This window comes from Ruegeria sp. D4, from assembly GCF_056534475.1.
On the sequence record NZ_JBQFPJ010000017.1, the window covers coordinates 88,649 to 107,592 of the forward strand.

The window sequence follows — 18,944 nt, forward strand, 5'->3', positions numbered from 1 at the left end:
TAACATAATCATCGTTATGCGGGATATCCCGACGAACGCCATTTAGAGTTGTATTTTCATAAAACCACGGGAAAACGAAACGTTAGCTACTTCCCTGACGCATGCATTTCGCGTTTCCGGTTGCGCGTGCGTACGGTCGCCTCCTCTGAGCCGTCGTGATATGTGCCGAACCACTTGTCCCACGGCATTTCCGCGTTGCCGTAGTTGCATTCGTAGTATCGATGATGCAACTGATGAAAAAAGGCACCGATCAGGAGTGCTTTGCGGTCGTGGGCCCAAATCGCCTCGTAACCTGAATGAGATGAAGCGGCGCCCAGCATCAGCCAAAATCCCAGAAAGATCATGTGAACCGGATGACTTGGCAATACCAGAACGATCAGGATCGCGCTGAGGTAGCCGAGAGCCTCGACCGGGTGCATCGACATGCCCGACCAGGGTCCGGTGTTTACGTTGCGATGATGAACTGCGTGGACATGTCTGTAAATGAACGGTTGATGCAGAAAAAGATGCACCATGTAGAAATGAAAACTCTGCCATATGGCGAGTATCGGAAACAGTAGAATAAACCAGACCGGATGAGCGTCAAAGCTAAGCGTGGCGACGTAACCATTGGCATACATCCAGCGCAAAAAGCACTCGAGCGCCGACAGGATCGTGGCACCGTAGACCAGCGAATAGTACATATTGTCCCAGGTCTGATAGCCGAACTTATAAAGCGCATTCTTGCGCTTCATGTAGGGTCTTGGGTCGTATTTCAGCAGCTTGCCCTGCCCGTCAATTCCGTAGAACCAGAAATGCAGCCCACCTGCGACAATGATCAGCAGAGCCCAGTTTCGGATGAAAACCCATGACATCCACCCGAACGCGAATTGCATTTGTTCGGGGCCAACGGGTTGCATCCAGAACGCCACAACAAACGACAGTGCCAAATAGATCGAACGATCGGAAACCTGCAGGTAATTCTGCCAAAGCCACTTAGCCAGAACACGAGGTTTCGGCGGCCAATGCCAATATGGCGCGTGGTTCACCGGCAATTCAGGGTGCCAGTGCCACTCGCGGCTCATCGGACCAGGCTCGGGGCGATGGGCGGCATTTTCCGTTGGGTTGGTGTCCGCTGTCGTCATGTCCAATCCCCTACTCGCGATTTAGCAGCACCAGCTTGCCGGACAGAATGGCCCTGGCGGCCACAGCTATGATATGCCTGAGCCGGTTCAAAGCCCGACGTGATCAGGTCATTCAGCGGCTTTCAGCGCCTTGCCTTGCGGGATCACCTCATAGCCGGGCTCTTCGGGTTCATCGTCTTCCATCTCGGGCGGGAAGCCGGGTGCAAGGATCTCCAGGCCTGTGACCTCTTCCAGGCGCCTGATTATGTTGGGCGACAACTCACGTTCGCCAAAACGTTCGATCCCGTCCTCGAAAATCTGAACCAGCATGGGCGAGATTTCCAACGGGACGTTGTGGCGGTCGGCAACCTGCTGGAACAGGCTCACGTCCTTTTTGACCAGATCCATGGTGAACGAGATGTCGCGTGATCCGTTCAGGATGACCTGACTCTCGGTCTCATGAACAAACGATGTGCCGGAACTGATCTTGATCGCTTCATAGGTGGTATTCAGGTCCATACCTGCGGCTTTGGCCGTGACCAGAGCCTCGCAGCAGGTCACCAGATTGGCTGTGGCCAGATAGTTCGTCAAAACTTTCAGGACCGAAGCCGACCCCAACTCACCGGTATGCAAAATACGGCGGCCCATGGTCTTGAGGAACGGCGCGATACGCTCGAACGTTGCGCGATCACATCCCGCAAAGATCGAGATATTTCCAGTCGCCGCGCGGTGGCATCCGCCTGAGACCGGGCAATCCACTGCCGCCCCGCCCCGCTCCATCACCATGGCCCCCAGGCGTTTGACTTCAGCCTCATCCGTGGTGGACATCTCCATCCAGATTTTGCCGTCGGTCACTTCAGGCAACATCTGCTGCATGACGGCGTCCGACGCAGCAGGCGACGGCAGGCAGGTGATGACCGCATCACAATCCCGCATCAGTTGCGCCGGTCCTTCCGCCTTTTTCGCACCACGGGCCACGAAGGCATCAACCAGTTCTTCGTTCAGATCATGGACTGTCAGGTCCATACCATTGCGCAGCAGCGAACCCGAAAGCTTGCCGCCGACGTTGCCCAGACCAATAAATCCAACTTTCATGAGCGCGTTCCCCAGGTTGTCCGGTCTGATCAGGCCGGTGAAAATTCCGTTTGCGCACCGATTTAGCGACGTTGAAGCGAAAAAGTAAAACGAATAAAAAGAGCAATAATCACAAACTTTCCTTGGTGCTGAACGTGTCCAATTCCCCAAATCTTGTCTGGCTCAGATCGTTTGAATGCGCAGCGCGGCATATGAGCTTTACGGCCGCAGCTAAGGAACTGGGCATAACGCAAACGGCGCTCAGTCTGCATGTCCGCTCGCTAGAGGCGCAGTTGGGGTGCAAGCTTTTCTTTCGCGCGGCCAGAAACCTGAGCCTGACAGAGGTCGGACAGGCCTACGCCTATTCCGTGCGGCGCGCGCTAAGCGATATTACGGTATCGACCGCCAGCCTTTTCGGGTCCGGAAGCGCGCAGGTTCTAACCGTGCGGGCTCCGATCTCGACAGCGACGCTCTGGCTGGCACACAGGCTGCCGGAATTCACCCGCAGCCAGCCCGATGTATCCATTCGGCTGGTCTCGAACATTTGGGCGGATTCGGCTGGTCGCGAAAACGTGGATGTCGAGTTGCGCGTGGGGGTTGGTGACTGGCCTGATGCGCGAACCCGAAAAATCTCGACCGAGCGTATCGTACCTGTCGCGGCGGATTCGGCGTCGGGGCAAAGCATTCCGGTTGCCGAACTCCGCAAGCAACCGCTTGTGCAGATTCTGGGATTTCAGGACATGGGGCAGAAGTATTTCGAAGCGTTGGGCATAGCGTTTTCTGAACCCTTGTCCCCCTACTCCGTCGATACAACCGTCGCCGCGATGGGCGTCGTTGCGGCGGGCGGAGGGTACGCAATGGTGCTGGAAAGGTTCGCGCAAACCGCGATCGAGTCCGGACAGGCCATCGCGATTGTCGGCGATGCGGTCCCAATCAACCAATCCCACTTTCTTGTTGAGACAAGCGGAACAGGCGCAAACGAGCCTGTTAAGCAACTGTTCGAAACCTGGCTTGAACAGGAGTTTTCAGAGCATCAATAGGCATGACCCGAACCAGATCAGATGTGAAAAAACTGGCTTTCAATCGCTACGGCAAGATCCGTTTTCAAGTGGGAGGTCGGATCTGAGTTGCCACGAGGGGGAAAAGCAACTGCATGCCGCAGCGATTGAGTGTGAGCGGCGTCAATGCCAGTGGCTATGTGAACTGACGTTTGATTGAGACCAAAATATGACCCATTCTACTAATTCTTTAATTTGTCAAAAATTTTAACAATGACAGTGCTTTAAGCTACTTCGCCATTTACTGTCAGAACGATATTTCGGGGCCGGATTTTGCCCCGCGCATGATCAAACGATCTGGGTGCTGTGCGAGATATTTTTAACAATCATATAGTTTTCCAGACCCTCCGTCCCGCCTTCCCGGCCGTATCCACTGGATTTGACCCCGCCAAAAGGTGTTTCCGGCAATGATGCTTCCAGCGTATTAAAGGAAAGGTTTCCGGCTTCGACTTCATCGGTCATCCGGTCAATATAGTCGGCCCTGTTTGAAAACCCGTAAGCGGCAAGACCAAAAGGTGTCGCATTCGCCTTGGCTATGGCTTCGTCCAGTGAAGCAACCGGATTGATCACGGCCAGCGGGCCAAATGGCTCTTCTTGCATCACGCGGGCGTCGTCAGGCACATTCGTCAAAACGGTCGGCGCAAAGAAATAGCCTTTGGCTCCGATCCGACCGCCCCCGGTGCAGATCGTTGCACCGGCATCACGGGCATCTTCCACAAGTTCGCTCAGCGCGGGAACGCGGCGGTCGTTTGCCAGCGGCCCCATTTCGATACCCTCTTCCACTCCGTTCCCTACGACAGTGGCAGCGGCCCGTTTAGTGAATGTGTCCAGGAATGGCTTGTAGATGCTTTCGTGCACAAAAAACCGGGTTGGCGAGGTGCAGACCTGCCCTGCATTCCTGTATTTGCGGACCGCTCCGCTAAGTGCGGCTTTTTCAACGTCTGTATCTTCACAGACGATGACTGGTGCATGCCCGCCCAGCTCCATCAGGACGCGCGTCATGTTCTCCGAGGCGAGCGTCGTCAGGTGGCGCCCGACCGCTGTTGACCCGGTAAAGGCGACAAGCCGTACTGGATCCTGCCGGATAAGATGGCTTGAGATATCCGCAGGCTCACCAAAGACAAGGTTCAGGACACCCGGTGGCAAGCCGGCGTCGTGGAAGGCGCGCGCGATATGCATGGCACCTGCCGGAGTTTCTTCAGCCGCTTTCAGGATGATCGAACACCCCGATGCCAGCGCGCCTGCAATCTTGCGTGCCGGCTGGCTCATCGGGAAATTCCAGGGCGAGAGGCCAAGAACCACCCCGATGGGTTGGTGGTGCACAACATATCGAACGCCGGGCGCCGAGGGGATAACGCGGCCATAAGTACGCATGGCCTCGCCCGCGTCCCATTCGAAAAACTCGCAGCCGCGGATCACCTCGAGCCGGGCCTGTGCCAGCGGCTTTCCATGCTCGGCAGTGATTGAGCGGGCAATCTCCTCCTGCCGGTCGCGCATCAGCGCCGCAGCCTTGATCATGATGTCCGCACGGTCGCGTGGGGCCGTGCGACGCCAAACGCGAAACCCCGCTTCGACCGCAGCCAGCGCGTCATCCAGATCGGACCTGCCCGCTTTGGGAAGCCTGCCGATTTCCTCTTCGGTCGCAGGGTTCAACACGGGAATGTCGTCTGCTGCCTTGCGCCACTCACCGCCGATATAAAGTTTCAGGTCCGGATAAGTGCTCATGGCGCCCTCGCAGGTTGCAATTCAGCTTCAGGGTCTCATTTCCGCTGGCATCACCTCAACTGAATTGAAGAAATACTGATATCCGATTGCGTGATATCTGCAGGGATGGTTCAGATGTCCCCTGCTGCCGCGCGCAGGGCATCCAGAAATGTGCTGCTTGCCGGGGACAGGCTGTTTTCCCCTCTGTGCGAGACGCCAACCGGGCCCGCACCAAATGGGACAGCCCAGTCCAGGCAGGCCAGCAGGCCACGGTCGATATCCAACGAGGCGACATGGGCCGGCATCAGCCCGACAAAATCGTGGGATCGCAACAGGGACCTGTTGGCAAGATAGGAGACCGATTCAATTGAAACACCCGGCTGGTACTGATCCTGCCGCACAAAATACTGGTCGGTTTGGCGGCGCAGAGTGGTTTCGACCGGCGGAAGTATCCAGCCAAAGCGTCTGAGTTCTTCGAAAGTGATATTCGGCTTGCCGACCAAAGGATGCTGCGTTCCCGTCACGGCCAATACCCGTTCATCAAAGAACTTTTCCTGCGTGATCCGTGCTCGGTGGCGATGACTTGGCAGACGACCGACAACCATGTCGATCTCGCCCGACAAAAGCGCAGGCATCAGCACTTCGTTTGTCCCCTCGACAATTTTGACCGCGACTTTCGGGCGGTCTTTCAGCAGCCGTTCGACAGCGCGTGGCAGCAAGGTTGGTGACGCCGCCAGCAGGGTTCCCACCACAACCCGGCCGCTGTTGCCTTCGTTCAGATCATCCAATTCCTGAGCGGCATTTGAGACCTGCGCGAAGATCAGCTTGCCATGGCGGATCAGTGCTTCACCAAACACCGTGGGCACAACGCCGCGATTGGTCCGCTCGAAAAGCTTGACCTCGAAATCCAGCTCCAGGTCCTGAATCATCTTGGTGGCGGCAGGCTGCGAAATGCCCAGATCGCGCGCCGCGTTCTGGATGCTGCCGTGCTGCCCGACCGCAACCAGCAGACGCAACTGGCGCAGCTTCAACCGCGTCAGCGCGCGCTCAACGATACGGGTATGATGTGCGACCATGAAGGCCCCTCAGATACTGATCGCTGCGGGCTGTCTTTCGATGGCGGCAATCGCGCTCATGGCAGCCAGAGCCGAACTGCGCGGGTTGTCCGGCAGCGCCTTTCCTTCGATCCTGAATGTGAAGGTGCCAAAACTGCCGCGCGCCTCGATTTCGTGGATATTGGCATTAACAGCCGGATCGGCGATCAGTTCAACCCTTGTCTCGTCAAATCCCAGCCCCGCCAACGCTATGGCCGCTGCCACGTTGGCGTTCTTTGGATAGGCCACGGCTGCTTGCCGGGCAGTTCCGCAAAAATGTACTGCCGCTGATTTTAGGTCGTCCAGCTTCAATTGTTCTTCTGCAGCTGAACCGCGCCATCCCGCCGGGGGCTTGCTGCCGCGATAGATGACCTCGGTCAGCCCCCCTACCCTTGCGGCGGACAGACAATCCAGTGCGCCGATTGCCCCGCTGGCAAGGCGCAAATGCGAATGACCGTTACGCGCCGCCAGTGCCAGCGCCTGTTCAAGATCAGGGTCAGCCAATGCGCCGACTGACAGTGTTACCAGGTCGATGCCCCGTTCCAGAATGGCGGCTCCGTGTGCTTTCAGGCCCGCATGGCCCGCGCAATCGACCATCAGATCGATCCCGCCGGGCAGGTCAGAGACGCAGGAAACACGGGATGGACCGGCCTCCTTTCCGTCAAGTCGCCGTCCGGGTGAAACCAATATGGCATCAGGCCCTTCGCCTTTTTCAAGCAAGTGCTGTGCCACGTAACGCCCGATAGCGCCTTCGCCGATAATGCCGATTTTCATAGAGCCTCCAGATGCAGCCTTAACCTATCCGAAACTGCAGGCTCTCTGTTATCGAAATATTTAATATCCAGATCCGCCCTATGCGCTTGGCTTTGTGCGTTTGACGGAACCAGAGTGTTTGCACGCTAGCGATCTAACATCTGACCTTCGGACTTCCTGCCCATGAAATATGCCAAACACGACGCCAAAGCCTATTCGCGCGAAACCATGCGGGGGATTTGGGCAGCCGCGTTGAACCCGTTCAACGAAGACCTCAGCCTGAACGAGGCCGGATTGCGCCGGAACATTCGGCACTGGATCGACGATCTGCAAATTCAGGGCCTGTTCATCGCAGGCAAACAGGGTGAGTTCTGGTCGATGTCGCTGGACGAACGCAAACGCAACATGACCATCGCCGCCGAGGAATGCGGGGACAAGGCCGGGACGATCATGTCGATCTCGGATCAGAACGTGGACACCGTGCTGGAGCTTGGACGGCATGCTCAGGACTGCGGTGCGGATTATGTGGTGGTCCACGCCCCGATGCTCAGCTTTTGTCACGACCGCGACGAGGTTTTGTACAATTACTACAAGTATATCTGCGACCGCCTGGATATCGGCATCGCCATGTGGAGCCATCCCGACAGCGGGTATCTGATGCAGCCCGAAACTTGTGCGCGTATTGCGGAGCTGCCCAACATCATGGCCATCAAATACTCGGTCCCCCGGGACATGTATGCAAAACTGACGCGGATGGTGGGTGACAAGATCCTGGTGTCCACGTCTCTGGAAGACGACTGGCTGGACAATATCGAGGAGCTGGGCTGGCAGCTTTACCTGTGTTCCTCGCCGCCCTACCAAATCCAGACGGCGAACGACTTGCGTATGCACGAATACACTGAATTGGCATTTGCCGGAAAGTTCGACCAGGCCCGGCGCGTGCGTGACAGTCTTGATCCGGTCCGAACCGCGATTAAGCGTACCAAGCCTGGCGGAAAACCAACCGCTCACGGTAAATACTGGCAGGAATTGCTTGGGCAGGTCGGAGGCCGCGTGCGCCATCCCATGCTGGAACTGACCGAGGCCGAAAAAGCCGCCACAAGCGCAGCGTTCGAGGATTGCGGCCTTCAGCTTTGATCAATCTGATATCAGGTTAATGGATACCGACATTCCCAGAAACAAATATTTCTTTCATACGGCTTGTCCTAGGCTTTTTGACGGCACGATATAGTGTTGCTGTGCCCCAAGCACCGGTCAGGCAGGAGAAAGCACATGGGACAACACCCGACGCTGAAACCCTTCAATTTCCAGAAATGGGTGGAAGACAACGCTGACAAACTGCGCCCTCCGGTTGGCAATCAGTTGCTGCACAAGGAAGGCGACATGATTGTCATGGTCGTTGGCGGCCCGAATACACGTGTCGATTTTCACGATGATCCGGTTGAAGAATGGTTCTTTCAGCAAAAGGGCGACATGATGCTGAAGATCGCCGACGGCGGCAAAATCTACGATGTGCCGGTGCGTGAAGGCGAGGTTTTCCTGTTGCCGCCTCATGTGCGCCACGCGCCGCAGCGCCCACAGGAAGGATCGATCGGCATCGTGGTCGAAGCCCCGCGTCAGCCGGGGATGAAAGAAGGGTTCGAATGGTTTTGCTTTAACTGCGAAGGCCTTGTGCATCGCGAAGAAGTTGCGCTTGATGGCCCCGAAGGGATCGTCACCGCACTGCCAAAGATTTACGATGCTTTCCATAACAGTACCGAAGCTCGAACTTGTCCGAACTGCGGAACGCTGCATCCCGGAAAGGGTAAGCCGCCTGCGGACTGGGTCCAGCTCTGAGCCGAACCGGAACAAAACAGGGAGAATACAATGAACTACCTTCACAAAGCCCTCTGCGGCGCGACTGCTGCGGTTGTGGCTTCTTTTTCCGCAACGATTGCGCTGGCAGATGAGTTTCGCCTGGGTCTGATCACGCCACCGCCGCATATCTGGACCAAGGCGGCCGAGGCCTTTGGCGCAGACTTGTCGGAAGCCAGCGGTGGCGCGCATAGCGTGACAGTTTTTCCGGCGCGTCAGTTGGGCAACGAAGCCGAGATGCTGCAGCAGTTGCAAACAGGTGCTTTGGACATGGCGTTCATGACAGTGGCCGAAGTGTCCAATCGCGCCAAGGATTTCGGCGCGTTCTATGCCCCGTATCTGGCCAGCGATATCGGCCACGCGGGCCGCATCCTGCGCAGCGATGGCGCACGCAGTATGCTGGATCAGCTTCCGGCCGAGGTTGGTGTCGTCGGCACCGGGTACGGCATGGCCGGCCTGCGCCAGATCGTTGCCCGGGGCGACGTGAACTCGGCAGAGGACCTAGCCGGTCTCAAACTGCGGATCACTCCGTTCGAGCCTATTCTCGACTTCTACAACGCCGTTGGTGCGGCCCCGACCCCGATGCCCCTGCCCGCCGTTTACGATGCGCTGGCCAACGGTCAGGTCGATGCCATCGACATGGACGCAGAACTGATCTGGGTTCTGAAATATTACGAACATGCCGACACCGTCGTGCAGTCGGACCACATGATGTTCCCGATGGTTGGTCTTGTGTCGGCCAAGGTCTGGGCCGGTCTGTCCGAAGAAGACCGCACCATGATCGGTGAACTGATGGCCCGTCACGTGGACAGTACCATCGACACCTATGTTGCCAAGGAACAGGAATGGCTGGATCAGGTGAAAGGCACCGGCAAAACCTATGTTCAGGTGGACAGCTCATTCTTTGGTGATGCCATTGATCAATGGAACCAGACCTGGGCCGGGAAATCAGGTGCGCTGGATCAATTGCGACAGGTTGCTGCGGAAACCGCCAACTAATACGGTACTCATGCAATTGGGGCGCAGGTGATTTGCGCCCCTTGTTTTGAGGAGTGAGCGCAATGATCCGGCGGATTTCTGCAGCATGGGCGCGTGCTGAACTGTGGCTCGCGTCTTTTCTGGCCGCCGCCATATCGGTTCTTATCCTGCTGAACGTCGTGACACGGAGCCTGGGGTCCGCTTTGTTCTGGGTGGATGAGCTGGCGATCTATGCCATGGCCTGGATGACCTTTCTCGGCGCATCCGCGGCGCTGCACTATGGTCACGCTGTGGCCGTTACGATCCTGACGGATGCCCTGCCCCCTATGTTGCGGGACTTGGCGGCCCGGCTTGTTGACCTAATCGTTCTGATCTTTGCCCTGTTCATGATCTGGTTCTGTTGGCGCTGGTATTCACCGCTGGAACTGGCGCGGCATGGGTTCGACACCAAGCAGTTTCAGGGTGCGACTTTCAACTTCATCTACGCGGAACCGACAACAACGCTGGGCGTTCCGAAATACCTGGTCTGGATGGTCATGTGGCTGTTTGCGCTGGGGGCAACGCTGCACAGCATTTCAAATCTGACCGGCCCCCGTGTCCCTCAACCCGAGGGCAACGCATGACGCCTCTGATTTTTGCCTTCAAGCTGCTGATCGCGGTTCCCGTTGCGCTGGTCCTGTCGCTGACCGCAATCTGGTACATTTGGGAAAGCGGCAACACCGTTTTGTATGACAGCTTTGCCCAGAAGATGTTCTCGGGCCTCGAGAACTATGGGCTTCTGGCCATTCCTCTTTTCATGCTGACCGGCGAGATGATGAACGAAGGTGGCATGACCCGACGGCTTATCGATGCCGCCCGGGTCTTTGTCGGCGGCTTTCGCGGCGGGCTGGCCTATATCAACCTGCTGGCCAACATGTTCATGGCCGCCATCATCGGATCGGCCACGGCGCAGATTGCCGTCATGGCGCGGGCCATGACGCCTGAGATGGAGCGGGAAGGCTATGACAAGGGCTTTGCCGCTGCCACCACAGCCGCTGGGGGATTGCTGGCACCGGTCATTCCACCATCCATGATGTTCGTGATCTTTGGCGTTCTGGCGCAGATCCCCATCGGTGACATGTTTCTTGCCGGCATCCTGCCCGGACTGTTGCTGTCGATCTCGTTTGCCGTGGTGATCGCCCTGATCGGTTTCGCGCAGGGATTTCCCAAAGGCGCCTGGTTTACGCGGCAGGAATCGATTTCGGCCCTGCTTGCCTGTTTACCGGCGGTATTGATCCCCATGGCCATTATCGGGGGGGTTCTGTTCGGTATTGCCACGCCCACGGAATCCGCCGCTATCGCGTCCCTGATCGCGTTCCTGATTGGCTGGCTGATCTACGGAGAGCTTAAGCCCAAGGCGCTGCCCCAGATGTTCCGGCGCACGGCAATCAACGCGTCTATGATCATCTTCATGATTTCTGCCGCAAGTGTTTTTGGCTGGGTAATCATCTATGAGGCACTGCCGCAGAAGCTGGCGGTCCTGATCACCTCCATTACAGATGATCCATTCCTGTTCCTGCTGATCGTCAACCTGATCCTGCTGGGGGTCGGAATGTTGATCGATGGCATCGCGGCCGTCATTCTGATCACCCCCATCCTGCTGCCCATCGCAATGAACGACTACGACATCAGCCCCTATCAGTTCGGCGTCGTCATGTGCCTGAACCTAGTTCTGGGCCTGCTGACGCCACCGGTGGGTGTCGGGCTTTACATCGCATCTTCCATGAGCGGGGCCTCACCGGGTCGCATTTTGCGATCGCTCTGGCCCTTCTTGCTGGCTGTTGCAGCAATCCTGGTTCTGCTTAGCCGTTTCCCATGGTTTTCAACCGCCCTGGTCTAAAGCGGGACTATTCCAGTGACACCCACAGAACCTGCGCGTCTTCCTCGCTGGTGGATACGCATCCATGGCCCATGCTGCTGTCATAATAAAGCGAGTCCCCCGCCTTCATCGGCAGCGGGCGATAATGCTCCGAAACAAAGATCAACTCGCCCTTCAGGACATACATGAACTCTTCCCCGGAATGCCGGATCCAGTTGTCGAATTCGGATATGTCACGCGCCTTGATTGTCGCTACATAGGGTAGCATGCGCTTGCTGGTCAGTTCCGGGCACAGCAACTCGTGCATGTAGGTGGCGGTATGCCTGATCTCGCCCGTCCCTTTTGGGGTGAAGTCACGCCGCCCGGCGACCCCCGTCTGACCGGATTGCCGGAACAGCTGCGGCGGGTTCATATCCAGCGCCTGAGTCAACCGGCGGACAATATCGAAACTGGGTCGGGTCTGGTTGTTTTCAATCTTTGAAAGCGTCGAGCGACCAATGCCGGCGGCCCTGCCAGCCTCTTCCAGCGTCCAGCCCTTCTCACGGCGTGCATCCCGGATCGAGCGACCCAGAGCGGCTCCATCGTCCTGGTCCTGAAGTCCCGCCCCATCAGGCTGTAAATCGTCTGACATATTGAATCCCCCCACTTTCAGCAAGGATACATAGTTCCCGATTAGCCCTCAACATAACAAATCGGAAAAAAATGTTGCCTCAATCATCCGTTCTCCACTATAGGAAACAAAATCCCCTGTTAAGGATTCGGATTTCGGAGGAGGAAATCATGTTCAGAACGTCTCTTGCAGCATCCGACCCGGTTATTGCGGCGTCGATTTCGCGTGAAGCTTCCCGTCAGGCTGAACAAATTGAGCTTATCGCGTCCGAGAACATTGTCTCGCAGGCCGTAATCGAAGCGCAGGGTTCAGTACTGACCAACAAATATGCCGAAGGCTATCCCGGTCGTCGCTACTATGGCGGATGCGAATATGTGGATGAGGTCGAGATTGAAGCCATCGAACGGCTGAAGTCGATTTTCGGCTGCGAGTTTGCCAATGTGCAGCCGCATTCCGGCGCACAGGCCAACGGTGCCGTCAAACTGGCGTTGCTGAGCCCGGGCGACACGATCCTGGGCATGTCGCTGGATGCTGGTGGCCACCTGACTCATGGCGCGAAACCTGCGCAGTCGGGCAAATGGTTCCGTCCGGTTCAGTACGGTCTGACCGACGCGGGTGTGATCGACTACGATCAAGTCGCCGAACTGGCACGCGCAGAGAAACCCAAACTGATCATCGCGGGCGCGTCGGCCTATTCGCGCAAGATCGACTTTGCCCGGTTCCGCGAAATCGCCGACGAAGTCGGGGCGTGGCTGCTGGCCGACATGGCCCATATCGCGGGTCTGGTCGCGACAGGTCTGCACCCTTCGCCTGTCGGACACGCGCATGTCGTGACGTCGACAACCCATAAAACGCTGCGCGGTCCGCGCGGCGGCATCATCTTGACCAATGATGAAGCGCTGGCGAAGAAGATCAATTCCGCTGTGTTCCCAGGCCTTCAGGGTGGCCCGCTGATGCACGTCATCGCAGGCAAAGCAGTCGCGTTTGGCGAAGCTCAGAAGCCGGAATTCAAGGAATACATGCAACGCGTCGTCGACAGCGCCGAGGCATTGTCCAATGTGATGATGTCGCGCGGCTGTGACATCGTTTCGGGTGGCACGGACAACCACCTGATGCTGGTCGATCTTCGACCCATCGGGGTGAAGGGTAACGCGGCCGAGGCGGCGCTGGAGCGCGCCGGGTTCACCTGCAACAAGAACAGCGTGCCCGGAGACCCGGAAAAGCCGACGGTCACAAGCGGAGTCCGCCTGGGCACCGCCGCCGGATGCAGCCGTGGCTTCGGTCCCGAAGAGTTCAAGAAGATCGGCCACCTGATCGGCGACGTTCTGGATGCGCTTGCACAGTCGCCGGATGGGGATGAAACCGTCGAGAAGGCAACCCGCGAACAAGTCCGCGCCCTGTGCGCGAGCTACCCGATCTACTGAGAGCAAGCCCATGAATACCTACGATCTTATCGTTATCGGTGGCGGACCCGGCGGCTATGTCGCCGCGATCCGCGCAGCTCAGCTGGGGCTGAAAGTGGCCTGCGTGGAAGGACGCGGGGCACTGGGCGGAACCTGTCTGAATGTGGGGTGCATTCCCTCCAAAGCCTTGCTGACCTCCTCGGCCAAATATGCCGAACTCTCCCATCTCTCCTCCCACGGCATTGCAGTCGAGGGGGCCAGCATCGACGTTGGCGCGATGATGGAGCGCAAGGACAAGATCGTAGGTGATCTGACCAAGGGCATCGCGTTTCTGTTCAAGAAGAATGGTGTCGATCTGATCGAAGGCTGGGCCAGCATCCCTGCCGCAGGTCAGGTCAAGGTCGGCGACGCGGTTCATAAAGCCAAAAACATCCTGATCGCCACCGGGTCCGAGCCGACCTCGCCGCCGTGTATCGAAATTGATGAGCAGGATATCCTGAGTTCGACCGGCGCGATCGCGCTGGAGAGCGTACCCGAGCATCTGGTCGTAATCGGTGCGGGTGTAATCGGTCTGGAACTGGGGCAGGTCTGGGCGCGCCTGGGCGCCAAGGTCACTGTTGTCGAATATCTGGACCGCGTGCTGCCGGGCATTGACGGCGAGATCGCCAAGCTGGCGCAGCGGGCCTTGTCCAAGCGCGGGCTGAAGTTCCAACTGGGCCGCGCCCTGAAGTCGGTTGAAAAAACCGCTTCAGGCCTGACCCTAACCATGGACCGCGTCGGCAAGGACAAGGAAGAGGTGATGGAAGCCGACAAGGTTCTGATCGCAGTCGGTCGCCGTCCCGTTACCCGGGGTCTCGGGCTGGAAGAACTGGGTGTTGCCGTGAATCAGCGCGGCTTTGTCGAAGTCGACAGCACATTCCAGACATCGGTGCCCGGCATCTACGCCATAGGTGACTGCGTGCCCGGTCCGATGCTGGCGCACAAGGCAGAGGAAGACGGTGTTGCCTTCGTCGAGATGCTGGCCGGGTTGGCCGGGCATGTGGATTACAACACGGTACCCGGCGTGGTTTACACCGACCCCGAGGTTGCGTCCGTTGGTCTGACCGAAGAAGCGCTGAAAGAGACCGGATCGGAGTATACGGTCGGAAAATTTGCCTTCATGGCCAATTCCCGTGCCCGATCGACCGGAGAAACAGACGGCGCGGTCAAGGTTCTGGCCGACGCGGATGGCAAGATACTGGGGGGCCATATCTGCGGGGCGCATGGCGGTGACCTGATCGCCGAACTGGTGCTGGCCATGACCAAAGGCGCAACCGTCGCCGAGGTCGCCGCAACCTGCCACGCGCACCCGGCGATGGGCGAGGCTGTCAAGGAAGCCTGCCTTGACGCCATGGGCCGCGCAATCCACGCCTGAACCGGAGCAGCCAGATGACCATCCAGCTTCGCCCACGCCACCCGGAAAAGGCCAAAAAGGCCGACAGTGTCATACCGCGCAAACCGAAGTGGATACGTAAGAAAAAGATCGAAGGATCCGAGTATTACGAAACCCGCCGCCTGATGCGCGAGCACGATCTGGCGACCGTTTGCGAAGAAGCCGCCTGCCCCAACATCGGAGAGTGCTGGTCCAAACGCCACGCAACCATGATGATCATGGGCGAGGTCTGCACCCGCGGCTGTTCCTTCTGTAACGTGGCGACGGGCCGTCCTGACGCTCTGGATGCGTTCGAACCGGGCCGGGTCGCGGCGGCGGTCAAAAAGCTGGGTTTGCGCCATGTGGTGATCACTTCCGTGGATCGCGACGATCTGGAAGACGGTGGGGCCGAGCATATCGCGCAAACGATCCGCGCCGTGCGTCATCAGAACCCCGGGACGACAATCGAGGTTCTGACGCCTGATTTTCTGGGCAAGGGCAAAGCCCCGGATGTCGTCTTCGAAGCGGCGCCGGATGTGTTTAACCATAATCTGGAAACCGTGCCGCATTTGTACCCGACGGTGCGGCCGGGTGCCCGTTATTATGCCTCTTTGCGGCTTCTGGACGATGCCAAACGGGCCGAACCGGAAATCTTCACAAAATCGGGACTTATGGTAGGGTTGGGCGAAACAATTAATGATGTGCGCCAGGTGATGGACGATCTGCGCGCTGCCAATGTCGATTTCCTAACCGTCGGACAATATCTGCAACCGACCCCGAAACACCATCCGATTGACCGGTTTTGGTCACCGGAAGAGTTTGAAAAGCTAGAACAAATTGCCCGTTCCAAGGGCTTTCTGCACGTGTCGGCAACACCGCTGACCCGGTCGTCGTTCCACGCGGACGAAGATTTCGCTGCTCTTAAGCAGGCCCGCCAGCGGGCCGTCGCCAACGGGGCATAAACCTGACGCAAATGGGAGGGAAACCATGGAAGCGTTATCTAACTTTGTAGGGGAAATAAATAGCATCGTGTGGGGGGTACCAATGCTGGTCCTCATCCTCGGCGCTGGTTTCTTCCTACAGGTCGGCCTGAAGTTCATGCCGATCCTGCGAATTGGCACAGGCTTCAGCCTGCTGTTCAAAGGCCGTGAGGGTCAGGGCGAAGGGCAGATCAGCCCGTTCAACGCGCTGATGACCTCGCTGTCGGCAACAATCGGCACGGGTAACATCGCCGGTGTGGCCACTGCTGTCTTCCTGGGCGGTCCGGGCGCCTTGTTCTGGATGTGGATGACCGCCCTGGTGGGCATGGCCACCAAATACGCCGAAGCTGTCTGCGCCGTGAAATACCGCGAGCAGGACGAGTTGGGCAACTTTGTCGGCGGTCCGATGTACTACATCAAGAACGGTTTGGGCGCGAAATGGGCCTGGCTGGGTGTTGCTTTCGCCCTGTTCGGCGCGGTGGCCGCTTTCGGAATCGGCAACGGTGTGCAGGCCAACGGTGTGGCGCAGGTTCTGGAATCAAATTTCGGCCTGAACACTTCGGTCACTGGCGTCGTCCTGATGGTTCTGACAGCAGCCGTGATCCTGGGTGGTATTACCCGCATTGGTGCGGTTGCCGGCAAACTGGTTCCGTTCATGGCAATTGCCTACATCATCGCGGGACTGCTGGTTCTGCTGATTAACATCGGCAGCATCGGTCACGCCCTGTCGCTGGTCTTCACCCACGCGTTTACTCCGTCGGCCGCCGAAGGTGGTTTCGCCGGTGCAGCAGTCTGGGCCGCAATCCGGTTTGGCGTGGCGCGCGGTGTCTTCTCGAACGAAGCCGGTTTGGGTTCAGCTCCGATCGCACACGCAGCGGCCGAGACCAAAGGTCCGGTCAACCAGGGCCTGATCGCGATGTTGGGTACGTTCATCGACACCATCATCGTTTGCTCGATCACCGGTCTGGCGATCATCTCGTCGGGTGCATGGACATCGGGTGAATCCGGCGCGGCACTGACCTCGGCGGCGTTCGAACTGTCCCTGCCTGGTATCGGTGGGTATCTGATCGCCATCGCTCTGTCGATCTTTGCCTTCACCACCATCCTCGGCTGGTCCTTCTACGGCGAGAAATGCGTCGAGTTCCTGCTGGGCGTCAAATCCCTGCTGCCCTACCGCATCCTTTGGATTGTCATGATCTACTTCGGTGCAACCGCGGATCTGGGCTTCATCTGGCTGCTGGCGGATACGCTGAACGCGATGATGGCGCTTCCGAACCTGATAGCCCTGGTCCTGCTGAGCCCGATCGTCTTCAAACTGACGAAAGAGTTCTTCGCCTCGGGCGGCCAATCGGAAGAACCCGGCAACACTCCTGCCGAGTAATTCGAACAGAAAAAACGGGGGGCCGTCCCGGCCCTCCACCTTCGAAACAGAATTCCATATCTCGAGGAGAGACGTGATGGCCACGAAAATCCTGCTGCCAATTGATCACACCGACGACCACTCGTGGAAGCTGGCTTTGCCGGTCGCGTTGGAACAGGCGAAATTCTACGGTGCCGAGCTGCACGCGATCGCTGTCATCCCCGAGATCATCCAGCTGCCGAACCTGCCCGCCAACTATGGCGCAGGCGCAAAAGACCACGTGCGGGGCAAGGTTCAGGCCATTCTGGATCACGGCAATGCCTCTGACGTGCCCGTGCATGTCGAGGAAGGCAGCGTCTACCGCGAAATTCTGAAGCTTGCCCACAAGGAAGGCTTCGACCTGATCGTCATGGCGTCGACCAAAGGCGATTTCCCGAATTATGAAATCGGTCCGAACCTGGCACGTGTCGTGCGCAATGCGCATTGCACCGTTATGGTCGTTCGCGACCAGTCCCGCTGATTGAAAGGTTGAGAAGATGACCGAACCGAAACGTACGCCGCTATACGACCTGCATGTCGAACTGGGCGGAAAGATGGTGGATTTTGCCGGATGGGAGATGCCCGTTCAGTATCCGCTGGGTATCATGGGTGAACATGTTCAGTGCCGGGAAAAAGCCGCGCTGTTCGACGTCAGCCACATGGGTCAGGTGATCCTGCGTGGCGAGAACGTGGGCGAGAAGCTGGAAGCCATCTGCCCTCAGGCCTATGCCACTCTGAAGCCCGGCAAGGCACGTTACGGGTTTTTCACCAACGCGGAAGGCGGGATCATGGACGACCTGATCGTGTCCAACGCGGGTGACTATTTCTTTGTCGTGGTCAACGCAGCCCTGCGCCATCAGGACATCCCGCACATGAAAGAGCATCTGGAAGGGGTCGAAGTCACCGAGATTTTCGACCGTGCTCTGGTCGCTGTTCAGGGACCGAAGGCCGAGGATGTGGTGGGCGCGCTTTGCCCTGCGGCGCGCGATTTGAAGTTCATGGAAACCACAATGGCCCCGATCAACGGCGTCGAATGCCGTATCTCGCGTCTGGGCTATACCGGCGAGGACGGTTACGAAATCTCGATCCCCGAGGACAAGGCCATCGAGATCAGCAAGGCGTTTCTGGCCCACGAAGACTGCGAAGCGGCCGGTCTGGGCGCGCGCGACAGTCTGCGGCTCGAAGCCGGTCTGTGCCTCTATGGGAACGACATCGATCAGACCACCTCGCCGATCGAGGCGTCGCTGGCCTGGGCCATTCAAAAGCGCCGCAAGGAAGAAGGCGGTTTCCCTGGCGCTGAGCGTGTTCAACGGGAACTAGCAGAGGGCGCCGCGCGCAAACTGGTCGGCATTCTGCCTTCCGGTCGTGCCCCCGCGCGTCAGGGCGTCGAGATCCAATGTGCCGAAGGAAATACCATCGGGCAGATCACTTCGGGTGGCTTTGGTCCGACCATCGGCGGTCCGGTCGCGATGGGCTATGTGTCCGCAGGCCACGGCGAGCCGGGCGAGAAGGTGAACCTGATCATTCGGGGCAAGGCGCAACCGGCCGAGATCGTGGCCACGCCTTTCGTCAAACAAAACTACAAGCGTTGAAGTCAGGAGAGAACAGGAATGTCGACGTATTATTCTGAAGAGCACGAGTGGCTGCGAGTTGAAGGAGAAGTTG

Annotated in this window: 18 protein-coding genes; 12 read left to right on the forward strand and 6 right to left on the reverse strand. The window is 58.1% G+C overall.

Features of this window, described 5'->3' with window-relative positions:
* Positions 1 to 86: 86 nt before the first annotated feature.
* Both ACR0MI_RS19135 and ACR0MI_RS19140 read right to left on the reverse strand, forming a co-directional pair.
* Positions 87 to 1,124, reverse strand: a complete 1,038-nt coding sequence (locus ACR0MI_RS19135; protein ID WP_170613961.1) for a sterol desaturase family protein — start codon at positions 1,122 to 1,124, stop codon at positions 87 to 89.
* Positions 1,125 to 1,232: 108 nt separating this feature from the next.
* Positions 1,233 to 2,198: an NAD(P)-dependent oxidoreductase gene (locus ACR0MI_RS19140; RefSeq protein ID WP_170613960.1), complete on the reverse strand. Its 966-nt coding sequence runs from the start codon at positions 2,196 to 2,198 to the stop codon at positions 1,233 to 1,235.
* 134 nt (positions 2,199 to 2,332) lie between these two features.
* Between ACR0MI_RS19140 and ACR0MI_RS19145 the strand changes: the two genes are divergently transcribed.
* A complete protein-coding gene (locus ACR0MI_RS19145; protein WP_480535894.1) occupies positions 2,333 to 3,217 on the forward strand; it encodes a LysR substrate-binding domain-containing protein in 885 nt (294 codons plus the stop codon).
* Positions 3,218 to 3,523: 306 nt separating this feature from the next.
* Here the strand turns inward: ACR0MI_RS19145 and ACR0MI_RS19150 are convergent, their stop codons facing one another.
* The 3 genes from ACR0MI_RS19150 to ACR0MI_RS19160 all read right to left on the reverse strand — a co-directional run bounded on the left by ACR0MI_RS19150 (position 3,524) and on the right by ACR0MI_RS19160 (position 6,807).
* Entirely contained in the window at positions 3,524 to 4,960 is a 1,437-nt protein-coding gene (locus ACR0MI_RS19150) for an NAD-dependent succinate-semialdehyde dehydrogenase (RefSeq protein WP_170613958.1), read from the reverse strand.
* A gap of 110 nt (positions 4,961 to 5,070) precedes the next feature.
* Complete coding sequence (locus tag ACR0MI_RS19155) at positions 5,071 to 6,015, reverse strand: LysR family transcriptional regulator (RefSeq protein ID WP_170613957.1); 945 nt, start codon at positions 6,013 to 6,015, stop codon at positions 5,071 to 5,073.
* A gap of 9 nt (positions 6,016 to 6,024) precedes the next feature.
* The gene (locus ACR0MI_RS19160; RefSeq protein ID WP_170613956.1) at positions 6,025 to 6,807 is read right to left on the reverse strand and encodes an aspartate dehydrogenase; all 783 of its coding nucleotides are present in this window, start codon (positions 6,805 to 6,807) and stop codon (positions 6,025 to 6,027) included.
* A gap of 162 nt (positions 6,808 to 6,969) precedes the next feature.
* Here ACR0MI_RS19160 and ACR0MI_RS19165 point away from each other — a divergent pair, with 162 nt between their 5' ends.
* From ACR0MI_RS19165 to ACR0MI_RS19185, 5 genes are all read left to right on the forward strand, one after another.
* A complete protein-coding gene (locus ACR0MI_RS19165) occupies positions 6,970 to 7,923 on the forward strand; it encodes a dihydrodipicolinate synthase family protein (RefSeq protein ID WP_170619365.1) in 954 nt (317 codons plus the stop codon).
* 135 nt (positions 7,924 to 8,058) lie between these two features.
* Complete coding sequence (locus ACR0MI_RS19170) at positions 8,059 to 8,622, forward strand: 3-hydroxyanthranilate 3,4-dioxygenase (RefSeq protein WP_170613954.1); 564 nt, start codon at positions 8,059 to 8,061, stop codon at positions 8,620 to 8,622.
* 30 nt (positions 8,623 to 8,652) lie between these two features.
* Positions 8,653 to 9,639: a TRAP transporter substrate-binding protein gene (locus tag ACR0MI_RS19175; RefSeq protein WP_170613953.1), complete on the forward strand. Its 987-nt coding sequence runs from the start codon at positions 8,653 to 8,655 to the stop codon at positions 9,637 to 9,639.
* Positions 9,640 to 9,701: 62 nt separating this feature from the next.
* Positions 9,702 to 10,241: a TRAP transporter small permease gene (locus ACR0MI_RS19180; RefSeq protein ID WP_170613952.1), complete on the forward strand. Its 540-nt coding sequence runs from the start codon at positions 9,702 to 9,704 to the stop codon at positions 10,239 to 10,241.
* Complete coding sequence (locus ACR0MI_RS19185; RefSeq protein ID WP_170613951.1) at positions 10,238 to 11,497, forward strand: TRAP transporter large permease; 1,260 nt, start codon at positions 10,238 to 10,240, stop codon at positions 11,495 to 11,497. Before ACR0MI_RS19180 ends, ACR0MI_RS19185 begins: the two co-directional genes overlap by 4 nt.
* A 7-nt stretch (positions 11,498 to 11,504) precedes the next feature.
* On the opposite strand, the gene ACR0MI_RS19190 is transcribed toward ACR0MI_RS19185, so the two are convergent.
* The gene (locus ACR0MI_RS19190; protein WP_170613950.1) at positions 11,505 to 12,107 is read right to left on the reverse strand and encodes an XRE family transcriptional regulator; all 603 of its coding nucleotides are present in this window, start codon (positions 12,105 to 12,107) and stop codon (positions 11,505 to 11,507) included.
* Between the two features lie 149 nt (positions 12,108 to 12,256).
* On the opposite strand from ACR0MI_RS19190, the gene glyA reads away from it, so the two are divergent.
* The 6 genes from glyA (at position 12,257) to gcvT (ending at position 18,871) form a co-directional block, all read left to right on the forward strand.
* Complete coding sequence (gene glyA / locus ACR0MI_RS19195; RefSeq protein WP_170613949.1) at positions 12,257 to 13,510, forward strand: serine hydroxymethyltransferase; 1,254 nt, start codon at positions 12,257 to 12,259, stop codon at positions 13,508 to 13,510.
* Between the two features lie 10 nt (positions 13,511 to 13,520).
* The gene (lpdA, locus tag ACR0MI_RS19200; protein WP_170817033.1) at positions 13,521 to 14,903 is read left to right on the forward strand and encodes a dihydrolipoyl dehydrogenase; all 1,383 of its coding nucleotides are present in this window, start codon (positions 13,521 to 13,523) and stop codon (positions 14,901 to 14,903) included.
* 14 nt (positions 14,904 to 14,917) lie between these two features.
* Entirely contained in the window at positions 14,918 to 15,862 is a 945-nt protein-coding gene (lipA, locus tag ACR0MI_RS19205) for a lipoyl synthase (RefSeq protein ID WP_170613947.1), read from the forward strand.
* Positions 15,863 to 15,887: 25 nt separating this feature from the next.
* Positions 15,888 to 17,261: an alanine/glycine:cation symporter family protein gene (locus ACR0MI_RS19210; RefSeq protein ID WP_170613946.1), complete on the forward strand. Its 1,374-nt coding sequence runs from the start codon at positions 15,888 to 15,890 to the stop codon at positions 17,259 to 17,261.
* A gap of 76 nt (positions 17,262 to 17,337) precedes the next feature.
* Positions 17,338 to 17,760, forward strand: a complete 423-nt coding sequence (locus tag ACR0MI_RS19215; protein ID WP_170613945.1) for a universal stress protein — start codon at positions 17,338 to 17,340, stop codon at positions 17,758 to 17,760.
* Between the two features lie 16 nt (positions 17,761 to 17,776).
* On the forward strand, positions 17,777 to 18,871 hold the full coding sequence (gene gcvT / locus ACR0MI_RS19220) for a glycine cleavage system aminomethyltransferase GcvT (protein WP_170807967.1): 1,095 nt from the start codon (positions 17,777 to 17,779) through the stop codon (positions 18,869 to 18,871).
* Positions 18,872 to 18,944 lie beyond the last annotated feature (73 nt).

Excerpts from the sequence above, each read along its gene's own strand:
- ACR0MI_RS19135 (WP_170613961.1), bottom strand. The coding sequence starts at position 1,124 with ATGACGACAGCGGACACCAACCCAACGGAAAATGCCGCCCATCGCCCC.
- ACR0MI_RS19140 (WP_170613960.1), bottom strand. The coding sequence starts at position 2,198 with ATGAAAGTTGGATTTATTGGTCTGGGCAACGTCGGCGGCAAGCTTTCG.
- ACR0MI_RS19150 (WP_170613958.1), bottom strand. The coding sequence starts at position 4,960 with ATGAGCACTTATCCGGACCTGAAACTTTATATCGGCGGTGAGTGGCGC.
- ACR0MI_RS19155 (WP_170613957.1), bottom strand. The coding sequence starts at position 6,015 with ATGGTCGCACATCATACCCGTATCGTTGAGCGCGCGCTGACGCGGTTG.
- ACR0MI_RS19160 (WP_170613956.1), bottom strand. The coding sequence starts at position 6,807 with ATGAAAATCGGCATTATCGGCGAAGGCGCTATCGGGCGTTACGTGGCA.
- ACR0MI_RS19165 (WP_170619365.1), top strand. The coding sequence starts at position 6,970 with ATGAAATATGCCAAACACGACGCCAAAGCCTATTCGCGCGAAACCATG.
- ACR0MI_RS19170 (WP_170613954.1), top strand. The coding sequence starts at position 8,059 with ATGGGACAACACCCGACGCTGAAACCCTTCAATTTCCAGAAATGGGTG.
- ACR0MI_RS19175 (WP_170613953.1), top strand. The coding sequence starts at position 8,653 with ATGAACTACCTTCACAAAGCCCTCTGCGGCGCGACTGCTGCGGTTGTG.
- ACR0MI_RS19180 (WP_170613952.1), top strand. The coding sequence starts at position 9,702 with ATGATCCGGCGGATTTCTGCAGCATGGGCGCGTGCTGAACTGTGGCTC.
- ACR0MI_RS19185 (WP_170613951.1), top strand. The coding sequence starts at position 10,238 with ATGACGCCTCTGATTTTTGCCTTCAAGCTGCTGATCGCGGTTCCCGTT.
- ACR0MI_RS19190 (WP_170613950.1), bottom strand. The coding sequence starts at position 12,107 with ATGTCAGACGATTTACAGCCTGATGGGGCGGGACTTCAGGACCAGGAC.
- glyA (WP_170613949.1), top strand. The coding sequence starts at position 12,257 with ATGTTCAGAACGTCTCTTGCAGCATCCGACCCGGTTATTGCGGCGTCG.
- lpdA (WP_170817033.1), top strand. The coding sequence starts at position 13,521 with ATGAATACCTACGATCTTATCGTTATCGGTGGCGGACCCGGCGGCTAT.
- lipA (WP_170613947.1), top strand. The coding sequence starts at position 14,918 with ATGACCATCCAGCTTCGCCCACGCCACCCGGAAAAGGCCAAAAAGGCC.
- ACR0MI_RS19210 (WP_170613946.1), top strand. The coding sequence starts at position 15,888 with ATGGAAGCGTTATCTAACTTTGTAGGGGAAATAAATAGCATCGTGTGG.
- ACR0MI_RS19215 (WP_170613945.1), top strand. The coding sequence starts at position 17,338 with ATGGCCACGAAAATCCTGCTGCCAATTGATCACACCGACGACCACTCG.
- gcvT (WP_170807967.1), top strand. The coding sequence starts at position 17,777 with ATGACCGAACCGAAACGTACGCCGCTATACGACCTGCATGTCGAACTG.